The 16,792-nt window shown below is 60.3% G+C and carries 16 protein-coding genes; 9 read left to right on the top strand and 7 right to left on the bottom strand.

Features of this window, described 5'->3' with window-relative positions; translation table 11 throughout:
* Nucleotides 1–9 precede the first annotated feature (9 nt).
* Both CKW14_RS02400 and CKW14_RS02395 read left to right on the top strand, forming a co-directional pair.
* Nucleotides 10–537: a TRAP transporter small permease gene (locus tag CKW14_RS02400; protein ID WP_038365548.1), complete on the top strand. Its 528-nt coding sequence runs from the start codon at nt 10–12 to the stop codon at nt 535–537.
* Nucleotides 537–1,817 (top strand): TRAP transporter large permease, encoded by a 1,281-nt coding sequence (locus CKW14_RS02395; RefSeq protein ID WP_095047990.1) that lies wholly within the window; start codon nt 537–539, stop codon nt 1,815–1,817. The genes CKW14_RS02400 and CKW14_RS02395 overlap by 1 nt, the downstream gene beginning before the upstream one ends.
* Before the next feature lie 42 nt (nt 1,818–1,859).
* Here the strand turns inward: CKW14_RS02395 and CKW14_RS02390 are convergent, their stop codons facing one another.
* The 3 genes from CKW14_RS02390 to CKW14_RS02380 form a co-directional block, all read right to left on the bottom strand.
* Complete coding sequence (locus CKW14_RS02390) at nt 1,860–2,660, bottom strand: sulfite exporter TauE/SafE family protein (protein ID WP_095124542.1); 801 nt, start codon at nt 2,658–2,660, stop codon at nt 1,860–1,862.
* Nucleotides 2,661–2,669: 9 nt separating this feature from the next.
* Nucleotides 2,670–3,914: an FAD/NAD(P)-binding oxidoreductase gene (locus CKW14_RS02385; RefSeq protein ID WP_095124541.1), complete on the bottom strand. Its 1,245-nt coding sequence runs from the start codon at nt 3,912–3,914 to the stop codon at nt 2,670–2,672.
* A gap of 164 nt (nt 3,915–4,078) precedes the next feature.
* Nucleotides 4,079–4,420 carry a helix-turn-helix transcriptional regulator gene (locus CKW14_RS02380; protein WP_007915092.1) on the bottom strand — a complete coding sequence of 114 codons (342 nt, stop codon included), beginning with the start codon at nt 4,418–4,420 and terminating at the stop codon, nt 4,079–4,081.
* 91 nt (nt 4,421–4,511) lie between these two features.
* On the opposite strand from CKW14_RS02380, the gene CKW14_RS02375 reads away from it, so the two are divergent.
* Nucleotides 4,512–5,375, top strand: coding sequence for an MBL fold metallo-hydrolase (locus CKW14_RS02375; protein WP_095047993.1), 864 nt, complete (start codon nt 4,512–4,514; stop codon nt 5,373–5,375).
* Nucleotides 5,376–5,462: 87 nt separating this feature from the next.
* Here the strand turns inward: CKW14_RS02375 and bkdR are convergent, their stop codons facing one another.
* Complete coding sequence (bkdR, locus tag CKW14_RS02370) at nt 5,463–5,951, bottom strand: Bkd operon transcriptional regulator BkdR (protein WP_008059350.1); 489 nt, start codon at nt 5,949–5,951, stop codon at nt 5,463–5,465.
* A gap of 185 nt (nt 5,952–6,136) precedes the next feature.
* On the opposite strand from bkdR, the gene CKW14_RS02365 reads away from it, so the two are divergent.
* The 5 genes from CKW14_RS02365 (at nt 6,137) to CKW14_RS02345 (ending at nt 12,347) form a co-directional block, all read left to right on the top strand.
* Nucleotides 6,137–7,372, top strand: coding sequence for a 3-methyl-2-oxobutanoate dehydrogenase (2-methylpropanoyl-transferring) subunit alpha (locus tag CKW14_RS02365; RefSeq protein ID WP_016985244.1), 1,236 nt, complete (start codon nt 6,137–6,139; stop codon nt 7,370–7,372).
* Between the two features lies 1 nt (nt 7,373).
* A complete protein-coding gene (locus CKW14_RS02360; protein ID WP_003224000.1) occupies nt 7,374–8,432 on the top strand; it encodes an alpha-ketoacid dehydrogenase subunit beta in 1,059 nt (352 codons plus the stop codon).
* Nucleotides 8,433–9,701: a dihydrolipoamide acetyltransferase family protein gene (locus tag CKW14_RS02355; RefSeq protein ID WP_095047994.1), complete on the top strand. Its 1,269-nt coding sequence runs from the start codon at nt 8,433–8,435 to the stop codon at nt 9,699–9,701.
* 7 nt (nt 9,702–9,708) lie between these two features.
* On the top strand, nt 9,709–11,082 hold the full coding sequence (gene lpdA, locus CKW14_RS02350) for a dihydrolipoyl dehydrogenase (RefSeq protein ID WP_095047995.1): 1,374 nt from the start codon (nt 9,709–9,711) through the stop codon (nt 11,080–11,082).
* A gap of 245 nt (nt 11,083–11,327) precedes the next feature.
* Nucleotides 11,328–12,347 (top strand): branched-chain amino acid aminotransferase, encoded by a 1,020-nt coding sequence (locus tag CKW14_RS02345; protein WP_007915073.1) that lies wholly within the window; start codon nt 11,328–11,330, stop codon nt 12,345–12,347.
* 284 nt (nt 12,348–12,631) lie between these two features.
* Here the strand turns inward: CKW14_RS02345 and CKW14_RS02340 are convergent, their stop codons facing one another.
* The 3 genes from CKW14_RS02340 to CKW14_RS02330 all read right to left on the bottom strand — a co-directional run bounded on the left by CKW14_RS02340 (nt 12,632) and on the right by CKW14_RS02330 (nt 15,568).
* The gene (locus CKW14_RS02340) at nt 12,632–13,456 is read right to left on the bottom strand and encodes a TIGR03915 family putative DNA repair protein (protein ID WP_095047996.1); all 825 of its coding nucleotides are present in this window, start codon (nt 13,454–13,456) and stop codon (nt 12,632–12,634) included.
* Nucleotides 13,453–14,673: a putative DNA modification/repair radical SAM protein gene (locus CKW14_RS02335; RefSeq protein WP_093440974.1), complete on the bottom strand. Its 1,221-nt coding sequence runs from the start codon at nt 14,671–14,673 to the stop codon at nt 13,453–13,455. Before CKW14_RS02335 ends, CKW14_RS02340 begins: the two co-directional genes overlap by 4 nt.
* Nucleotides 14,674–14,794: 121 nt before the next feature.
* A complete protein-coding gene (locus tag CKW14_RS02330; protein ID WP_095124540.1) occupies nt 14,795–15,568 on the bottom strand; it encodes a helix-turn-helix transcriptional regulator in 774 nt (257 codons plus the stop codon).
* Nucleotides 15,569–15,647: 79 nt separating this feature from the next.
* Here CKW14_RS02330 and CKW14_RS02325 point away from each other — a divergent pair, with 79 nt between their 5' ends.
* Nucleotides 15,648–16,751: a cytochrome P450 gene (locus CKW14_RS02325; protein ID WP_095124539.1), complete on the top strand. Its 1,104-nt coding sequence runs from the start codon at nt 15,648–15,650 to the stop codon at nt 16,749–16,751.
* Nucleotides 16,752–16,792 lie beyond the last annotated feature (41 nt).

Raw genomic sequence — 16,792 nt, 5'->3', positions numbered from 1 at the left:
TGGAACCCGATGAAGAATCTACTGCTGCGTATCAACGACAAGATCTACATGACGTGCATCTGGGTCGCCGGCCTTTCTGTTCTGGCGATCTCCCTGATGATTCCCTGGGGCGTGTTCGCCCGCTACGTGCTGGGCACCGGCTCGAGCTGGCCCGAGCCCACGGCGATCCTGCTGATGATGGTGTTTACCTTCATCGGCGCCGCCGCCAGTTACCGCGCCGGTGCGCACATGGCCGTGGCCATGCTCACCGATCGCATGCCTCCACAACTGAGATCTGCAGCGGCGATATTTTCACAACTGCTCATGGCGGCGATCTGCATCTTCATGACGATCTGGGGCGCCAAACTGTGCATGTCCACTTGGAATCAGTTCATGGCTGCTCTGCCCGATCTGCGGGTTGGCGTGACCTACTTGCCCATTCCCGTGGGCGGTTTGCTGACGCTGATTTTCGTGCTGGAAAAACTCTTGCTCGGTGATCAGAGCAAACGGCGGGTCGTGCAGTTCGACCTGGTGGAAGAAAGTGAAGGTGCCGCTTAATGGACGCTTTGATACTGCTGGGCAGTTTTATCGTATTGATCCTGATCGGCATGCCCGTCGCCTACGCACTGGGCGCCGCCGCGCTGATCGGTGCATGGTGGATCGACATCCCGTTCCAGGCGGTGATGATCCAGGTCGCGTCAGGAGTGAACAAATTCTCGCTACTGGCCATTCCGTTCTTCGTGCTGGCCGGTGCGATCATGGCCGAGGGCGGCATGTCTCGCCGCTTGGTGGCGTGTGCCGGGGTGCTGGTGGGGTTTGTGCGCGGTGGCCTGTCACTGGTCAACATTGTCGCCTCGACCTTTTTCGGCGCGATCTCCGGGTCGTCAGTGGCCGACACCGCGTCGGTGGGTTCGGTGCTGATTCCGGAAATGGAACGCAAGGGCTATCCACGGGATTTCTCCACCGCCGTGACCGTCAGCGGCTCGGTGCAAGCCCTGCTGACTCCGCCAAGCCATAACTCGGTGCTCTACTCCCTGGCCGCCGGTGGTACGGTTTCGATTGCCTCGCTATTCATGGCGGGCATCGTGCCGGGCTTGCTGATGAGCGCCTGCCTGATGGTGCTGTGTCTGATTTTTGCGAGAAAACGCGATTATCCCAAGGGTGAAGTGATCCCGATGCGCCAGGCGTTGAAAATCGTCGGCGAAGCCCTCTGGGGCCTGATGGCGATGGTGATCATCCTCGGCGGCATCCTCTCGGGGATCTTCACCGCGACCGAATCGGCGGCGATTGCCGTGCTGTGGTCATTCTTCGTCACCATGTTCATTTACCGCGACTACAAATGGAGTGAACTGCCGAAACTGATGCACCGCACCGTGCGGACGATTTCGATCGTGATGATCCTGATCGGTTTCGCCGCGAGCTTCGGCTACATCATGACCCTGATGCAGATCCCGGCGAAGATCACCACGCTGTTCCTGACCCTGTCGGACAACCGCTACGTGATCCTGATGTGCATCAACGTCATGCTGCTGTTGCTCGGCACGGTGATGGACATGGCGCCGCTGATCCTGATCCTGACGCCGATCCTGATGCCGGTGATTCTCGGTATCGGTGTGGATCCGGTGCAGTTCGGCATGATCATGCTGGTCAACCTCGGGATCGGGCTGATAACACCGCCGGTAGGCGCGGTGCTGTTTGTCGGTTCGGCGGTGGGCAAGGTCAGCATCGAGAGCACTGTGAAAGCGCTGCTGCCGTTTTACGCGGTGCTGTTCCTGGTGTTGATGCTGGTGACCTACATTCCGGCGATTTCGCTGTGGTTGCCACATCTGGTGTTGTAAGCGGTTAATGGATCGCAGCCCTCACGGGCTGCGATTTTTGCTTTACGCCCGCAACAACATATACCCCGCCACCACCAGACAGACACTGGCAAATCCCACCTGCAACGCCCGCGCCGGCACCCGCGCACAGAGCTTGCGCCCAATGATCATGCCGACAATGCTGGCGACGATAAACGCCGCGCCCTGCGCATCAATCCGCACACCGGCGTGAAACGAGCCGATCACCCCGATCGCCGAGATCAGACTGATCACCATCAACGACGTCGCGACAATCCCGCGCATCTGCACGTCAGTCAGTTGCTTGAACGCCGGCACGATCAAGAAGCCGCCACCGACCCCAAGCAAACCGGACACCACCCCGGTAATCGCGCCCAACGCCGCCAGCGTTGCGGTGCATTTGGCAGTCCAGTCGAAGCGCCCGGTGTCTTCATTGAGCATGCAATTCTTCTGACCCCAACTGGCATGGCCATGATCACTCGGCCCTTCCTGCTGACGCTCGCGGCGCAGCATGCGCCAGGCCACCATGACCATAAGCAGACTGAACAGGATCATCAGGATTTTCTCCGGCAACTGGTGCGCGAAGTAAATGCCCAACGGCGAAAACACCGCGCCGAGCGCGGCAATCAACAACGCCGCACGATAGCGCACCAGGCCATGACGCAGGCCATCGATCGCACCGACCGCCGCCGCACTGCCCACCGCAAACAACGCCACCGGCGCTGCCTGAGTCATCGTCCAGCCGAGGCCGAGGACCAGCGCCGGCACCGCGAGAATCCCACCGCCGGCCCCGGTCAAACCGAGCACCAACCCCATCACCACACCAAACAGGCTTGCCAGCAACATAGGATGTTCTCAGTCGACTTTGGACAGGCCGGTCAGCCACTCGCGCCCTTTGAGCATGCCGTTCCAGTAGAACCACGGCAGCAGCGTCGCCTTGAGCAACCACGCCGAGCGCCGCGCCACGGTCGGGTCCAACGGGAAGGTCGGCAGCAACTTACCGGCATAACCGAACTCGGCGAGGATCACCTTGCCCTTCTCCACCGTCAGCGGGCAGGAACCGTAACCGTCGTACTTCAGCGGCAGCGATTGTTGCTTGCGCAGGGCCAGCAGGTTTTCCGCGACCACCACGACTTGTTTACGCACTGCTGCGGCGGTTTTCGCGTTGCTGGTGCCGCAGATATCACCCAGCGCGAACACGTCTGGATAACGCGGATGCTGCAGGCTGTGCGGATTGACTTCACACCAGCCGGCCGCGTCGGCCAAGGGACTTTGCGCGATGAAGTCCGGCGACACCTGCGGCGGCACCACGTGCAACAGATCGAAGGTTTTCGCTACGCGGCTGACGTTGCCGTCGGCGTCCTTGATCTCGAACCAGGCGGTTTTCGCCGGGCCGTCGACCTTGACCAGATTCGAGTTGAACGCCAACTGCGCGTTGTATTTTTCGATGTACTTCATCAGCGGCGGCACAAACGTCGCCACGCCGAACAGTGCGGCGCCAGCGAGATTGAATTCGACATGGATGTTGTTCAACACGGCGGTTTTACGCCAGTGATCGCAGGACAGGTACAGCGCCTTTTGCGGCGCACCGGCGCATTTGATCGGCATCGCCGGCTGGGTGAACAGCGCTTTGCCGCCGCGCAGTTTCTGCACCTGATCCCAGGTGTACTGCGCGTGCTGATAGCTGTAATTGGAGGTGACGCCGTGCTGGCCGAGGCTCTCTTGCAAGCCTTCGATCTTCTCCCAGGCCAGACGCAGGCCGGGGCAAACAATCAGGTTTTGATAGCTGACTGTGCGTTGATCGTTGAGGGTGAGCTGGCGCTTGTCCGGGTCGATCGCGGTGACTGCCGCTTGCAACCAGTTCGCTTGCCGGGGCATGACCTTGTTCATCGGCCGTGCGGTGTCTTTGACGTCGTAGGCGCCACCGCCGACCAGCGTCCACGCCGGTTGGTAGTAATGCTGGGCACTCGGTTCGATCACGGTAATTTTCAGCGCAGGGTCACGCTTGAGCAGGCTGGCGACAAAACCGATACCGGCCGTACCGCCGCCGATGACCACGATGTCTGCACTGATGGATGGGCCCCAGTGTTGATCGTTCATTGCTTGTTCCTTTTGCTGCACGCAAGGATTTCTCAGCCTTCACACAAATCCATTGTAGGAGTGAGCCTGCTCGCGATAGCGGTGGGTCAGCCATATCTTTATTGACTGATACACCGCTATCGCGAGCAGGCTCACTCCTACAGGGGTTGTGTGTTGGCTGGCATTTATTGATGGCCGAGACTTTTCAGCACGGCGCCGCAATACAACCCGGAAAGCGTTTTCATGACCTGGATGACTTCCGGACTGGCAAGGCCGTAAAAAATGTATTTGCCTTCACGACGGGTCGCGACCAGTCCCTCATCACGCAGGATGCCCAGTTGCTGGGACAGCGTCGGCTGGCGCACACCGGTCATTTTTTCCAGTTCGCCGACGTTGCGCTCACCCTGAGTCAGTTGACAGAGGATCAACAGGCGATCCTCATTGGCCATGGCCTTGAGCAACGCACAGGCCTTGGAGGCCGAGGCGCGCAGTTGGGCGACTTCACATTCGGTCAGACTGGATTGCATTTGCACGATGCCTTCAAGGTCACTTAAGCTGCGAACATTATGTTTTTAGATAAAGTGTTGCAACCCATTTTCCTCGTTCAGGTTGGTGTCCATGCCCGCGCAGATTGAAGCTTTCCTCGACCCCGCCTCCTCGACTTACAGCTATGTGGTCTATGAAGCCGACGGCGGGCAATGTGCAATCGTCGATCCGGTGCTCGATTACGACGGCGCCGCCGGGCGCACCTGCACCGCCCAGGCCGACAAAATCATCGCCTTCGTTCGCGCCCACAACCTGCAAGTGCAGTGGCTGCTGGAAACCCACGCGCACGCTGACCACCTGTCCGCCGCGCCGTATCTGCGCCGAGAGCTGGGCGGGAAAATAGCTATTGGTGAATCGATCAGCAAAGTGCAGAACGTGTTCAAGGCGCTGTTCAATCTGGAGCCGGAGTTCTGCGTCGACGGCTCGCAGTTCGATCACCTGTTTGCGCCGAACGAATCATTCCGGATCGGCAATCTCAAGGCTACGGCCCTGCATGTGCCCGGGCATACGCCGGCGGACATGGCCTACTTGATCGACGGCGAACAGATTCTGGTGGGCGACACCCTGTTCATGCCTGATGTCGGCACCGCGCGTTGCGACTTTCCCGGTGGCAATGCCCACCAATTGTTCAACTCGATTCACAAACTGCTGGCCTTTCCGGCCAGCGTGAAACTCTACGTTTGCCACGACTATCCGCCCGAGGGTCGTGAGTCGCAGTGCCAGACCACTGTCGGTGAGCAGCGCAAAGGCAATATTCATGTGCATGACGGGATCAATGAAGCGGCGTTCGTCGAGATGCGCACCAAACGTGATGCCGGGTTGGGCATGCCGACTTTGCTGCTGCCGGCGATTCAGGTGAATGTGCGGGCGGGGAATCTGCCGGCGGCTGAGGACAATGGCGTCGTGTATCTGAAGATCCCGATCAACAAGCTTTAACATCAAAAGATCGCAGCCTGCGGCAGCTCCTACAGTTGGAACGCGTTTTCCCTGTAGGAGCTGCCGCAGGCTGCGATCTTTTGATCTTCACGTCCCCAACGTCAAACCGTTCGCCGGCAGCGGCAATGCAGTTTTGTATCTCACCTGCTTCAGCGCAAAACTCGACCGGATATTCGCCACACCCGGCACTTTGGTCAGGAAGTCCATCATGAAGCGCTCAAGCGACTGAATCGTTGGCACCAGGACCCGGATGAGGTAATCCGGGTCTCCGGCCATGAGGTAGCACTCCATCACTTCCGGGCGATCGGAGATCGCCTCTTCGAAATGCTGCAGCGCTTCCTCGACCTGCTTTTCCAGGCTGACGTGAATAAACACGTTCACATGCAGCCCCAGCAGATCAGCATCCAGCAGCGTGACCTGCTCGCGAATCAGCCCTAATTCCTCCATCGCCTTGACCCGGTTGAAGCACGGTGTCGGCGACAGATTGACCGAGCGTGCGAGGTCGGCGTTGGTGATGCGCGCATTCTCCTGAAGGCTGTTGAGAATGCCGATGTCGGTACGGTCCAGTTTGCGCATGAGACAAAACCACCTGTTTTTTATGTTTATGCAGAATTTCTATCTGCAAATCATCTCCAGCGCAACGAAACAGAGATAAATATTCTTCTTGCCCGGGCCTATGATTGTTGTAGGACAAGATTTCTTCTACCGAAGAATGACTGCCAGCTCACTACAAGAAATTCACAAGATCGAGCGTAGAAGCCATGACCCAAGCGTATGAACCGCTGCGTCTGCACGTCCCTGAACCCTCGGGCCGTCCAGGCTGCAAAACCGACTTTTCCTACCTGCATCTGACCGATGCCGGTACGGTGCGCAAACCTTCCATTGACGTCGAGCCTGCCGACACCGCCGACCTGGCGCGTGGGCTGATTCGCGTGCTCGACGATCAGGGCAACGCCCTCGGCCCCTGGGCCGAAAACGTCCCGGTCGAGATCCTTCGCAAGGGCATGCGCGCCATGCTCAAGACGCGGATCTACGACAACCGCATGGTGGTCGCCCAGCGTCAGAAAAAAATGTCGTTCTACATGCAGAGCCTCGGCGAAGAAGCCATCGGCAGTGCTCAGGCATTGGCCTTGAACATCGACGACATGTGCTTCCCGACTTATCGCCAGCAAAGCATCCTGATGGCCCGCGAAGTGCCGCTGGTCGACCTGATCTGCCAACTGCTGTCCAACGAGCGCGATCCGCTCAAGGGCCGCCAGTTGCCGATCATGTACTCGGTCAAGGACGCCGGTTTCTTCACCATCTCCGGCAACCTCGCCACCCAGTTCATTCAGGCCGTCGGCTGGGGCATGGCTTCGGCGATCAAGGGCGACACGAAAATCGCTTCGGCGTGGATCGGTGACGGCGCTACCGCCGAATCGGACTTCCACACCGCCCTCACCTTCGCCCACGTTTATCGCGCGCCGGTGATCCTCAACGTGGTGAATAACCAGTGGGCGATCTCGACCTTCCAGGCCATCGCCGGTGGTGAAGCCACCACCTTCGCCGGACGCGGCGTCGGTTGCGGCATCGCCTCGCTGCGCGTGGATGGCAACGACTTCTACGCGGTGTACGCCGCTTCTGCCTGGGCTGCCGAACGCGCCCGCCGCAACCTCGGCCCGACCATGATCGAGTGGGTCACCTACCGCGCGGGCCCGCACTCGACTTCCGACGATCCATCCAAATACCGCCCGGCCGATGACTGGAGCCACTTCCCGCTCGGCGACCCGATCGCCCGTCTCAAACAGCACCTGATCAAGGTCGGCCACTGGTCAGACGAAGAGCACGCCGCCGTCAGCGCCGAGCTTGAAGCCGAAGTGATTGCCGCGCAGAAACAGGCCGAACAGTACGGCACCCTTGCCGGCGGCCAGATTCCAAGCGCCGCGACCATGTTCGAAGACGTTTACAAAGAGATGCCGGAGCACTTGAAGCGCCAGCGTCAGCAGTTGGGGATCTGACATGAACGATCACAACAACAATATTCAGTTGGAAACCGCCATGACCACGACCACCATGACCATGATCCAGGCCCTGCGCTCGGCCATGGATGTGATGCTTGAGCGTGACGACAATGTGGTGGTGTTCGGTCAAGACGTCGGCTACTTCGGCGGCGTGTTCCGTTGCACCGAAGGCCTGCAGACCAAGTACGGCACCTCGCGCGTATTCGACGCCCCGATCTCCGAAAGCGGCATCGTCGGCGTGGCCGTGGGCATGGGCGCTTACGGTCTGCGTCCGGTCGCCGAGATTCAGTTCGCCGACTACGTCTACCCCGCCTCCGACCAAATCATTTCCGAAGCGGCGCGCCTGCGTTATCGCTCGGCCGGCGAGTTCACCGCGCCGATGACCCTGCGCATGCCTTGCGGTGGCGGCATCTATGGCGGTCAGACCCACAGCCAGAGCATCGAGGCGATGTTCACTCAGGTGTGCGGCTTGCGCACGGTGATGCCGTCCAACCCGTATGACGCCAAAGGCCTGCTGATCGCCTCCATCGAAAACGATGATCCGGTGATCTTCCTTGAGCCGAAACGCCTGTACAACGGCCCGTTCGACGGCCACCACGACCGCCCGGTAACGCCGTGGTCGAAACACCCGCAAGCCCAGGTCCCGGACGGTTACTACACCGTACCGCTGGATGTTGCTGCGATTACCCGTCCGGGCAAGGACGTCACCGTGCTGACTTACGGCACCACCGTTTATGTCTCGCAAGTCGCTGCCGAGGAATCCGGCGTGGATGCTGAAGTTATCGACCTGCGTAGCCTGTGGCCGCTGGACCTGGAAACCATCGTCAAGTCGGTGAAGAAAACCGGCCGCTGCGTGGTGGTTCACGAAGCCACCCGCACCTGCGGTTTCGGCGCCGAACTGGTGTCGCTGGTGCAAGAGCATTGCTTCCATCACCTGGAAGCGCCGATCGAACGCGTCACCGGTTGGGACACCCCCTACCCGCACGCGCAAGAGTGGGCGTATTTCCCAGGGCCGTCCCGAGTGGGCGCAGCGCTGAAACGGGTTATGGAGGTCTGAATGGGCACGCACGTTATCAAGATGCCGGACATCGGCGAAGGCATCGCAGAAGTAGAACTGTCGCAGTGGCACGTCAAGGTTGGCGATCTGGTCGTTGAGGATCAGGTGCTGGCGGACGTGATGACCGACAAGGCGATGGTCGATATTCCATCGCCGGTACACGGCAAGGTAATTGCCCTCGGTGGTCAGCCGGGTGAAGTGATGGCGGTTGGCAGTGTGCTGATCAGCATTGAAGTTGAGGGTGCTGGCAACCTGAAAGAGTCCGCCGCTCCTGTTGTTACGAAAGAGCCTGTTGCGCCGAAAGTTGAAGCGGTTGTTGAGAGCAAACCTGCTCCAGCCGCCCCACGTCCGGCTCCTGTTTGCCAAGGCCCGATGGTTGCCCGCGAAGCGGATGAGCGCCCACTGGCCTCCCCGGCCGTGCGCAAACATGCGCTGGATCTGGGCATTCAACTGCGTCTGGTGCGCGGTTCCGGCCCGGCCGGTCGTGTGCTGCACGAAGACCTTGAAGCCTATCTGGCGCAAGGTCAGTCCAACGCTTCGGCACCAGTGGCCGCCGCTTACGCCCAGCGTAACGACGAAGAACAGATTCAAGTCATCGGCATGCGCCGCAAGATCGCCCAGCGCATGCAGGACGCCACTCAGCGTGCCGCGCATTTCAGCTACGTCGAAGAAATCGACGTCACCGCGATTGAAGAACTGCGCGCGCATCTCAATGAAAAACATGGCGCCAGCCGTGGCAAGTTGACCTTGCTGCCGTTCCTCGTTCGCGCTCTGGTCGTTGCCCTGCGCGACTTCCCGCAGATGAACGCACGTTACGATGACGAAGCCCAGGTCATCACCCGTCTCGGCGCGGTGCATGTCGGCGTCGCCACACAAAGCGATGTTGGCCTGATGGTGCCGGTGGTGCGTCACGCCGAGGCGCGCAGCCTGTGGGACAGTGCTACAGAAATCTCGCGTTTGGCCAACGCCGCGCGTAACGGCAAAGCCAGCCGCGATGAGTTGTCCGGCTCGACCATCACCCTGACCAGCCTCGGCGCGCTGGGCGGCATCGTCAGTACGCCAGTGCTGAATCTGCCGGAAGTAGCGATCGTCGGCGTGAACAAAATCGTCGAACGGCCAATGGTCGTCAAAGGCCAAGTGGTGATCCGCAAGATGATGAACCTCTCCAGCTCGTTCGATCACCGCGTGGTCGACGGCATGGACGCGGCGCTCTTCATCCAGGCCATTCGTGGCTTGATCGAACAACCCGCCACTTTGTTTGTGGAGTAAGGCGCGCATGCAATCTCTGAACACTACGCTGCTGATCATTGGCGGCGGCCCCGGCGGCTATGTAACGGCGATCCGCGCCGGACAACTGGGCATCCCGACGATTCTGGTCGAAGGCCAATCGCTGGGCGGCACCTGCCTGAACATCGGCTGCATCCCGTCGAAAGCGCTGATTCATGTGGCTGAGCAGTTTCACCAGACCCGGCATCACAGCCAGCATTCGGCGCTAGGCATCAGCGTTTCGGCGCCGACGCTCGACATCACTAAAAGCGTCGAGTGGAAGGACGGCATCGTTGATCGCCTGACCACCGGCGTCGCTGCACTGTTGAAGAAGAACAAGGTTCAGGTCATCAACGGCTGGGCCAAAGTCATCGACGGTAAAACCGTGGATGTCGGCGACACGCGCATCCAGTGCGAGCATCTAGTGCTGGCCACTGGTTCGACCAGCGTCAATCTGCCGATCCTGCCGATTGGCGGGCCGATCATCTCCTCCACCGAAGCGTTGGCGCCGAAATCCGTGCCGAAACGTCTGGTCGTGGTCGGCGGTGGTTACATTGGTCTGGAACTGGGCATCGCTTATCGCAAGCTCGGTGCCGAGGTCAGCGTGGTTGAAGCGCAGGATCGAATCCTGCCGGCATATGACGCTGAACTGACGCAACCGGTGCATGACGCGCTGAAGCAACTGGGCGTGAAGCTGTACCTCAAACACAGCGTGCTGGGTTTCGATGGCACCTTGCAGGTGCGCGATCCGGAGGGCGAAACCCTGAACCTGGAAACCGATCAGGTGCTGGTCGCCGTCGGCCGCAAACCGAATACCCAAGGCTGGAACCTCGAAGCGCTGAACCTGGATATGAACGGTTCGGCGATCAAGATCGACAGTCGCTGCCAGACCAGCATGCGCAACGTCTACGCCATCGGCGATCTGAGCGGCGAGCCGATGCTGGCCCACCGCGCCATGGCTCAGGGCGAGATGGTTGCCGAGTTGATCAGCGGCAAAACCCGTGAATTCAACCCGACTGCGATTGCTGCCGTGTGCTTCACCGACCCGGAACTGGTGGTGGTCGGCAAGACCCCGGACGAGGCCAAGGCTGCGGGGCTGGACTGCATTGTTTCGAGTTTCCCGTTCGCCGCCAATGGCCGGGCGATGACGCTGGAGTCAAAAAGCGGCTTCGTGCGCGTGGTCGCTCGTCGGGACAACCATGTGATTGTCGGTTGGCAAGCGGTGGGCGTTGGCGTGTCGGAGTTGTCGACAGCGTTTGCGCAAAGCCTGGAAATGGGCGCGCGGCTGGAAGACATCGGCGGCACGATCCATGCGCATCCAACCCTGGGTGAAGCGGTGCAGGAAGCGGCGTTGCGTGCCCTGGGGCATGCGTTGCACCTGTAGCTGCGTTGATCGTTCCCACGCTCTGCGTGGGAATGCAGCCGGGGACGCTCTGCGTCCCAAAAGCCGAACGCGGAGCGTCCGATGAGGCATTCCCACGCAGAGCGTAGGAACGATCAAGCGTGGGAACGATCAGTGGAGCGAATTCCGGCTGCGAAACCGCTCAAGAATGAAGTATTGTTGTGCCCATCCAAAAAACGTCAGAAGCCTTGAACCGTTTCGGCGGTTGTTCAGTGATAGAGGGTGTCATGGGTAACGAAAGCATCAATTGGGACAAGCTGGGTTTTGACTACATCAAGACCGACAAACGCTATCTGTCGTACTTTCGCGATGGCGAGTGGGACAAAGGCACCCTGACCGAAGATAACGTGCTGCACATCAGCGAAGGCTCGACGGCCCTTCACTATGGCCAGCAATGCTTCGAAGGCATGAAGGCCTATCGTTGCAAGGACGGCTCGATCAATCTGTTCCGCCCGGACCAGAACGCCCTGCGCATGCAACGCAGCTGCGCGCGTCTGCTGATGCCGACGGTCGACACCGAGCAGTTCATCGAAGCCTGCAAAGCCGTGGTTCGCGCCAACGAACGCTTCATTCCGCCATACGGCACCGGCGGCGCGCTGTACCTGCGTCCGTTCGTGATTGGCGTCGGTGACAACATCGGCGTGCGCACTGCGCCCGAGTTCATCTTCTCGATCTTCTGCATCCCGGTCGGCGCCTACTTCAAGGGCGGCCTGACCCCACACAACTTCCAGATCTCCAGCTACGACCGCGCCGCCCCACAAGGCACCGGCGCAGCCAAGGTCGGCGGCAACTACGCTGCCAGCCTGATGCCGGGCTCGAAAGCCAAGAAAGCCAACTTCGCCGACGCGATCTATCTGGACCCGATGACCCACACCAAGATCGAAGAAGTCGGTTCGGCCAACTTCTTCGGGATCACCCACGACAACAAGTTCATCACCCCGAACTCGCCGTCGGTTCTGCCAGGCATCACCCGCCTGTCGTTGATCGAACTGGCCAAGACCCGTCTGGGCCTGGAAGTGGTTGAAGGTGATGTGCTGATCGACAAGCTGTCGGACTTCAAGGAAGCCGGTGCTTGCGGTACAGCTGCGGTGATCACCCCGATCGGTGGGATCAGCTACAACGACCATCTGCACGTGTTCCACAGTGAAACCGAAGTCGGCCCGGTGACCCAGAAGCTCTACAAAGAGCTGACTGGCGTGCAGACCGGCGACATCGAAGCGCCAGCGGGCTGGATCGTCAAGGTTTGATCTGACGGCAATTGATGTAGAAAAGCCCTCCACCGAGTGATTGGTGGGGGGCTTTTTTATGGCGTTTGGCGGGGATTGTTGTGTAGGGCTTGAGATCTTTTCCCCCTCACCCCAGCCCTCTCCCCCAGGGGGGCGAGGGGGAAAGGGAGCCGATCTATGTGGTATTCAAAATCTGAGTTCGACGCGGACTTTCAGGTCGATGGATCAAGTCCAAACACCTCGGTCGGCCCCCTCTCCCTACGGGCGGTCCGACGTTTCGGGAGGGCTGGGGCGAGGGTATGCTTTTAGCTCTTCAAGGCAATCCGTTTGCCTGCACGGTTGGCAATCCCACTCGCCTGCCCATTCTGCTGCTTCCCCATCCGCGCCTGCGTAATCAACCCGGGAATCAACTCCCCCTCCGGCAGATTCTTCCAGAACCGCGCCGGCAAATGCCCCTGCATGACCTTCTCGTTCAACCGCGCTGGATTAAAGATGTGGCTGTAATAGGTCAGCCAAAGATCACCATGAGGATCGTCGACATTCTGCGCCAACTGCTGCCATTCCAGCGGGCATTGACGCTGATGGATCAATTGCTCGCCATCGTAATAGACCCCGTCACGCGGGGTGGCGATCAACCAGCGATGGCGACCCATCCGCCCAATAAAATGCTCACTGGCGCTGTGCAGAATGTCATGGGCCGGCTCATGCCACGCCACGTATTGCGGGCCTGCGCTGGATGACGGTCGCTCGATGAAACGCACAAACGCATGCAGATGATGAGCTTCCCGATGCACTTGTTTGATCCGCCGCTGCAACTCACTACCGAGTTTGTCACCGGCCATCATCGCCGTACGGTCACCGTGGCTGACGCGCCACAACACTTCATACAACAGGCTCCAGCGTTGATCACCGCGATAACGCGAGGCCTGTTCCAGGGTGTCGAGCAGCGCGCGCGGAATACGTGCCTGAAATGGCCCCTGCCCTTCAGGCACCGGCTCATCACTGGCAAACAGATCACCCACACCTTGCGAGGCCCAGCTCACCAGACTCGGATCGACTTCATGGCTCAGCAGCCAGCGCGCCTGCTGGCGCCAGGTGTCGAACAGGTCGTCGCAATCGAGATTGATCATCCCCACAACCCCATCTGCTGCGGCATCGGCCGGTCACGCAATTGCTGATAAAGCATATGGCTGGTGACCTCGGCCTGCTGCGGGTGATAGTCGCTGGTGATGATGAACGGCTTGGCCTTGGCCAGCACGCAGCGCATGCGCGCGACGTCTTCGTAACGGATGCGCCGCTGGCGGCGCAGCTCGACTAGACGTTCGGTGGTGCGCAAGCCGATGCCGGGAATACGCGCAATCAGGGACGCTTCGGCCCGGTTCAGATCGAGCGGAAACACTTCGCGGTTCTGCAACGCCCAGGCCAGTTTCGGGTCGATGTCCAGCGCCAGATTACCCGGCCCCTTGAGCAATTCATCAGCACTGTAGCCGTAGCTGCGCAGGAGAAAATCGGCCTGATACAAACGGTGTTCGCGCATCAGCGGCGGCGCGGCCAGCGGCACGCTTTTCGGGCTGTCGGGAATCGGGCTGAAGGCCGAATAGTAGACCCGGCGCAGACGGAAATTGCCGTACAAGGCCTGGGCGCTGTGAAGGATGGTGCTGTCATCGGTGTCGTCGGCGCCGACAATCAACTGTGTGCTCTGCCCGGCCGGGGCGAACTTGGCGGAGCGCGGTTCGTTCAACACGGTCTGCACGCCAGTGTAGATGGTGTTCATCGCCTGTTTGATCGAAGTGATGTCCTTCTCCGGTGCCAGCACTTGCAGGCTGGCATCGGTCGGCAGTTCGATGTTGACGCTCAGGCGATCGGCGTAGCGGCCAGCCTCTTCAATCAATGCCGGATCGGCTTCGGGAATGGTCTTGAGATGGATGTACCCGCGAAACTCATGCTCTTCACGCAGCAGCTTCGCCACCCGCACCAGTTGCTCCATGGTGTAGTCCGCCGAACGAATGATGCCGGAACTGAGAAACAGCCCGCTGACGCAGTTACGCCGGTAGAAATCCATGGTCAGCGCCACGACTTCCTCGGGGGTGAAACGAGCGCGCGGAACATCGCTGGAGCGGCGGTTGACGCAATACTGGCAATCGTAAAGGCAGAAATTGGTCAGCAGAATCTTCAACAACGACACGCAGCGCCCGTCCGGCGTGTAGCTGTGGCAGATGCCCATGCCATCAGTCGAGCCCAGCCCGCTCTTGCCCTCGGAGCTGCGCTTGGGCGCGCCGCTGCTCGCGCAGGAGGCGTCGTACTTGGCGGCGTCGGCGAGGATGCTCAGCTTGTCGATGATTTGCATGGCGCGGGCTCTATACTGTTTGTATATACAGTATAGAGTCGACAGCGGTGATACAAGGTGGCAGATGCGCCCCTCGTCGGTCAGAAGCTGAAAATCAAAAGATCGCAGCCTTCGGCAGCTCCTACAGGGATTCGGTACGGTCGGAATTTATCGGGTGGGCACGCTTTACGGCTGGCTGCGATCTTTTGATCTGCCCGTCTACCGGCCACTCAACGCCAAACCGCGCACCGATCTCCTTGCGCCCCGCCGCCGTCAACGCCAGCGCCCGACTGTCCAGATCCTGGGTCACCCACTTGCGCTTCAACGCGGTCTGCAACAGCGCCGCCCCCAGCGAACCACCGAGATGCGGCCGGCGCATGCTCCAGTCCAGGCACCGACAGGCAAACTTGCGGCGCAGGCTGGTCAAATCCTGCACGTCTATTCCCAAACCAAGAAACAACGCCTCGCCGGTGTCACTCAAACGATACGCCTGCTCGTCGCTTGCCACCAACCAACCAGCCTCGAGCAAACGGTCGTGCAGCAACACCGCCAGCGTCCCGGCCATGTGGTCGTAGCAAGTGCGGGCGAATTGCAGGCGATCCGGTGTGTGCGCCTTGAACGTCGGCGCGGCGTTCTGGCCAATCACCATCAACGCTTCCAGCGCCTGCGCCACGCGCTGATCGGCGAGGCTGTAATAGCGATGACGGCCCTGCACGTGCAGGCGCACCAGAGCCAGGTCCTTGAGTTTCGCCAAGTGCACACTGGCGGTCGAGGCGCTGACTTCGGCGATGGTCGCAAGCTCAGTGCTGGTACGGGCGTGACCGTCCATCAGCGAGCAGAGGATTTTCGTTCGCGCCGGCTCGGCGATGGCGGCGGCCACTTGGGAAACGCCGATGTCTTGATGCTCTGCGTGCATAGTTCGCTCCCGGACGAATCATCGTCGTTGCGCAGTGGAGATAGTAGCAACACTTTCCCCGCCGACAAGGATGCAAACCATGAACCCGATCAGCGCCGCAACGCACGCCGATCCTTATCCCTACTACGCCGAACTGCGCGCAGCAGGTGGACTGACGTTTCATCCGGATCTGAAACTGTGGGTGGCCAGCAACGCCCGGGCGGTTTGTGCGGTGTTGGCCCACGCCGATTGCCGGGTGCGTCCGGCGCAGGAGCCGGTGCCCAAAGCGATTGCCGAAAGCATGGCCGGCAAAGTCTTTGGCCAACTGATGCGCATGAATGACGGCGAACGCCAGCGCTGTCCGCGTTCGGCCATCGAGCCTGAGCTGGCAGCGCTAGACCTTGAACCAATCAATGCTTTGGTCGCCGCACGACTGATCACAGCGGATACCGACGGTCTGTACAAAGCCATGTTCCGTGGCCCTGTGTGCGTGGTCGCGGGACTCTTGGGATTCACACCGGCGCAAGCGCGGGCGATCAGTGAATTGACGACGGACTTCGTCGCCTGCCTGTCGCCGTTGAGCAATGATCTGCAATTGGCCGCAGCGGACGCGGCGGCCGAACACCTGCGCGGCTACTTCATCGAGTTGCTCGCCGAACCCGCCAGCGACTTCCTCAGCGCGATCCAGCAGCGCTTCACCGGCGATGAGGAAACCTTGATCGCCAACCTGATCGGCCTCTGTTCACAGACGTTCGAAGCCTGCGCAGGCATGATCGGCAATACGCTGCTGGCGCTACGTCGGCAGCCAGCGTTGCGCGGCGAATCCATCGAAGCACTGCTCAGCGAAGTCCAGCGCTTCGACCCGCCCGTGCAGAACACCCGGCGCTTTGTCGCCGCGTCCTGTGAGATTGCTGGAGTACGTGTCGAAACGGGCGATGTGATTCTAGTGCTGCTGGCCTCGGCCAATCGAGATCCGGCGCTCAACGAACAGCCGGAGGAATTTGTGCCGCAGCGTGCCGACCGCCGCAGTTTCAGTTTTGGCAGTGGCCGGCATGAGTGTCCGGGGCAAGCGCTGGCGATGAGTATTGCCGGGGCGACGGTGAGGGAAATACTTGGGCGAGGCATCGATCTGAATCGCTTGAACTGGCACTACCGGCCTTCGCTCAATGGGCGCGTTCCAATGTTTAGCGATGTCGGCGCCTGAAACTCCGCATTCGCGAGGAGGCTCGCTCCCACAAGGTTACG

It is taken from the genome of Pseudomonas sp. Irchel s3a12 (genome assembly GCF_900187485.1).
Taxonomy (GTDB): Bacteria; Pseudomonadota; Gammaproteobacteria; order Pseudomonadales; family Pseudomonadaceae; genus Aquipseudomonas; species Aquipseudomonas neuropathica.
This window is presented reverse-complemented; position numbering and strand designations above follow the sequence as displayed.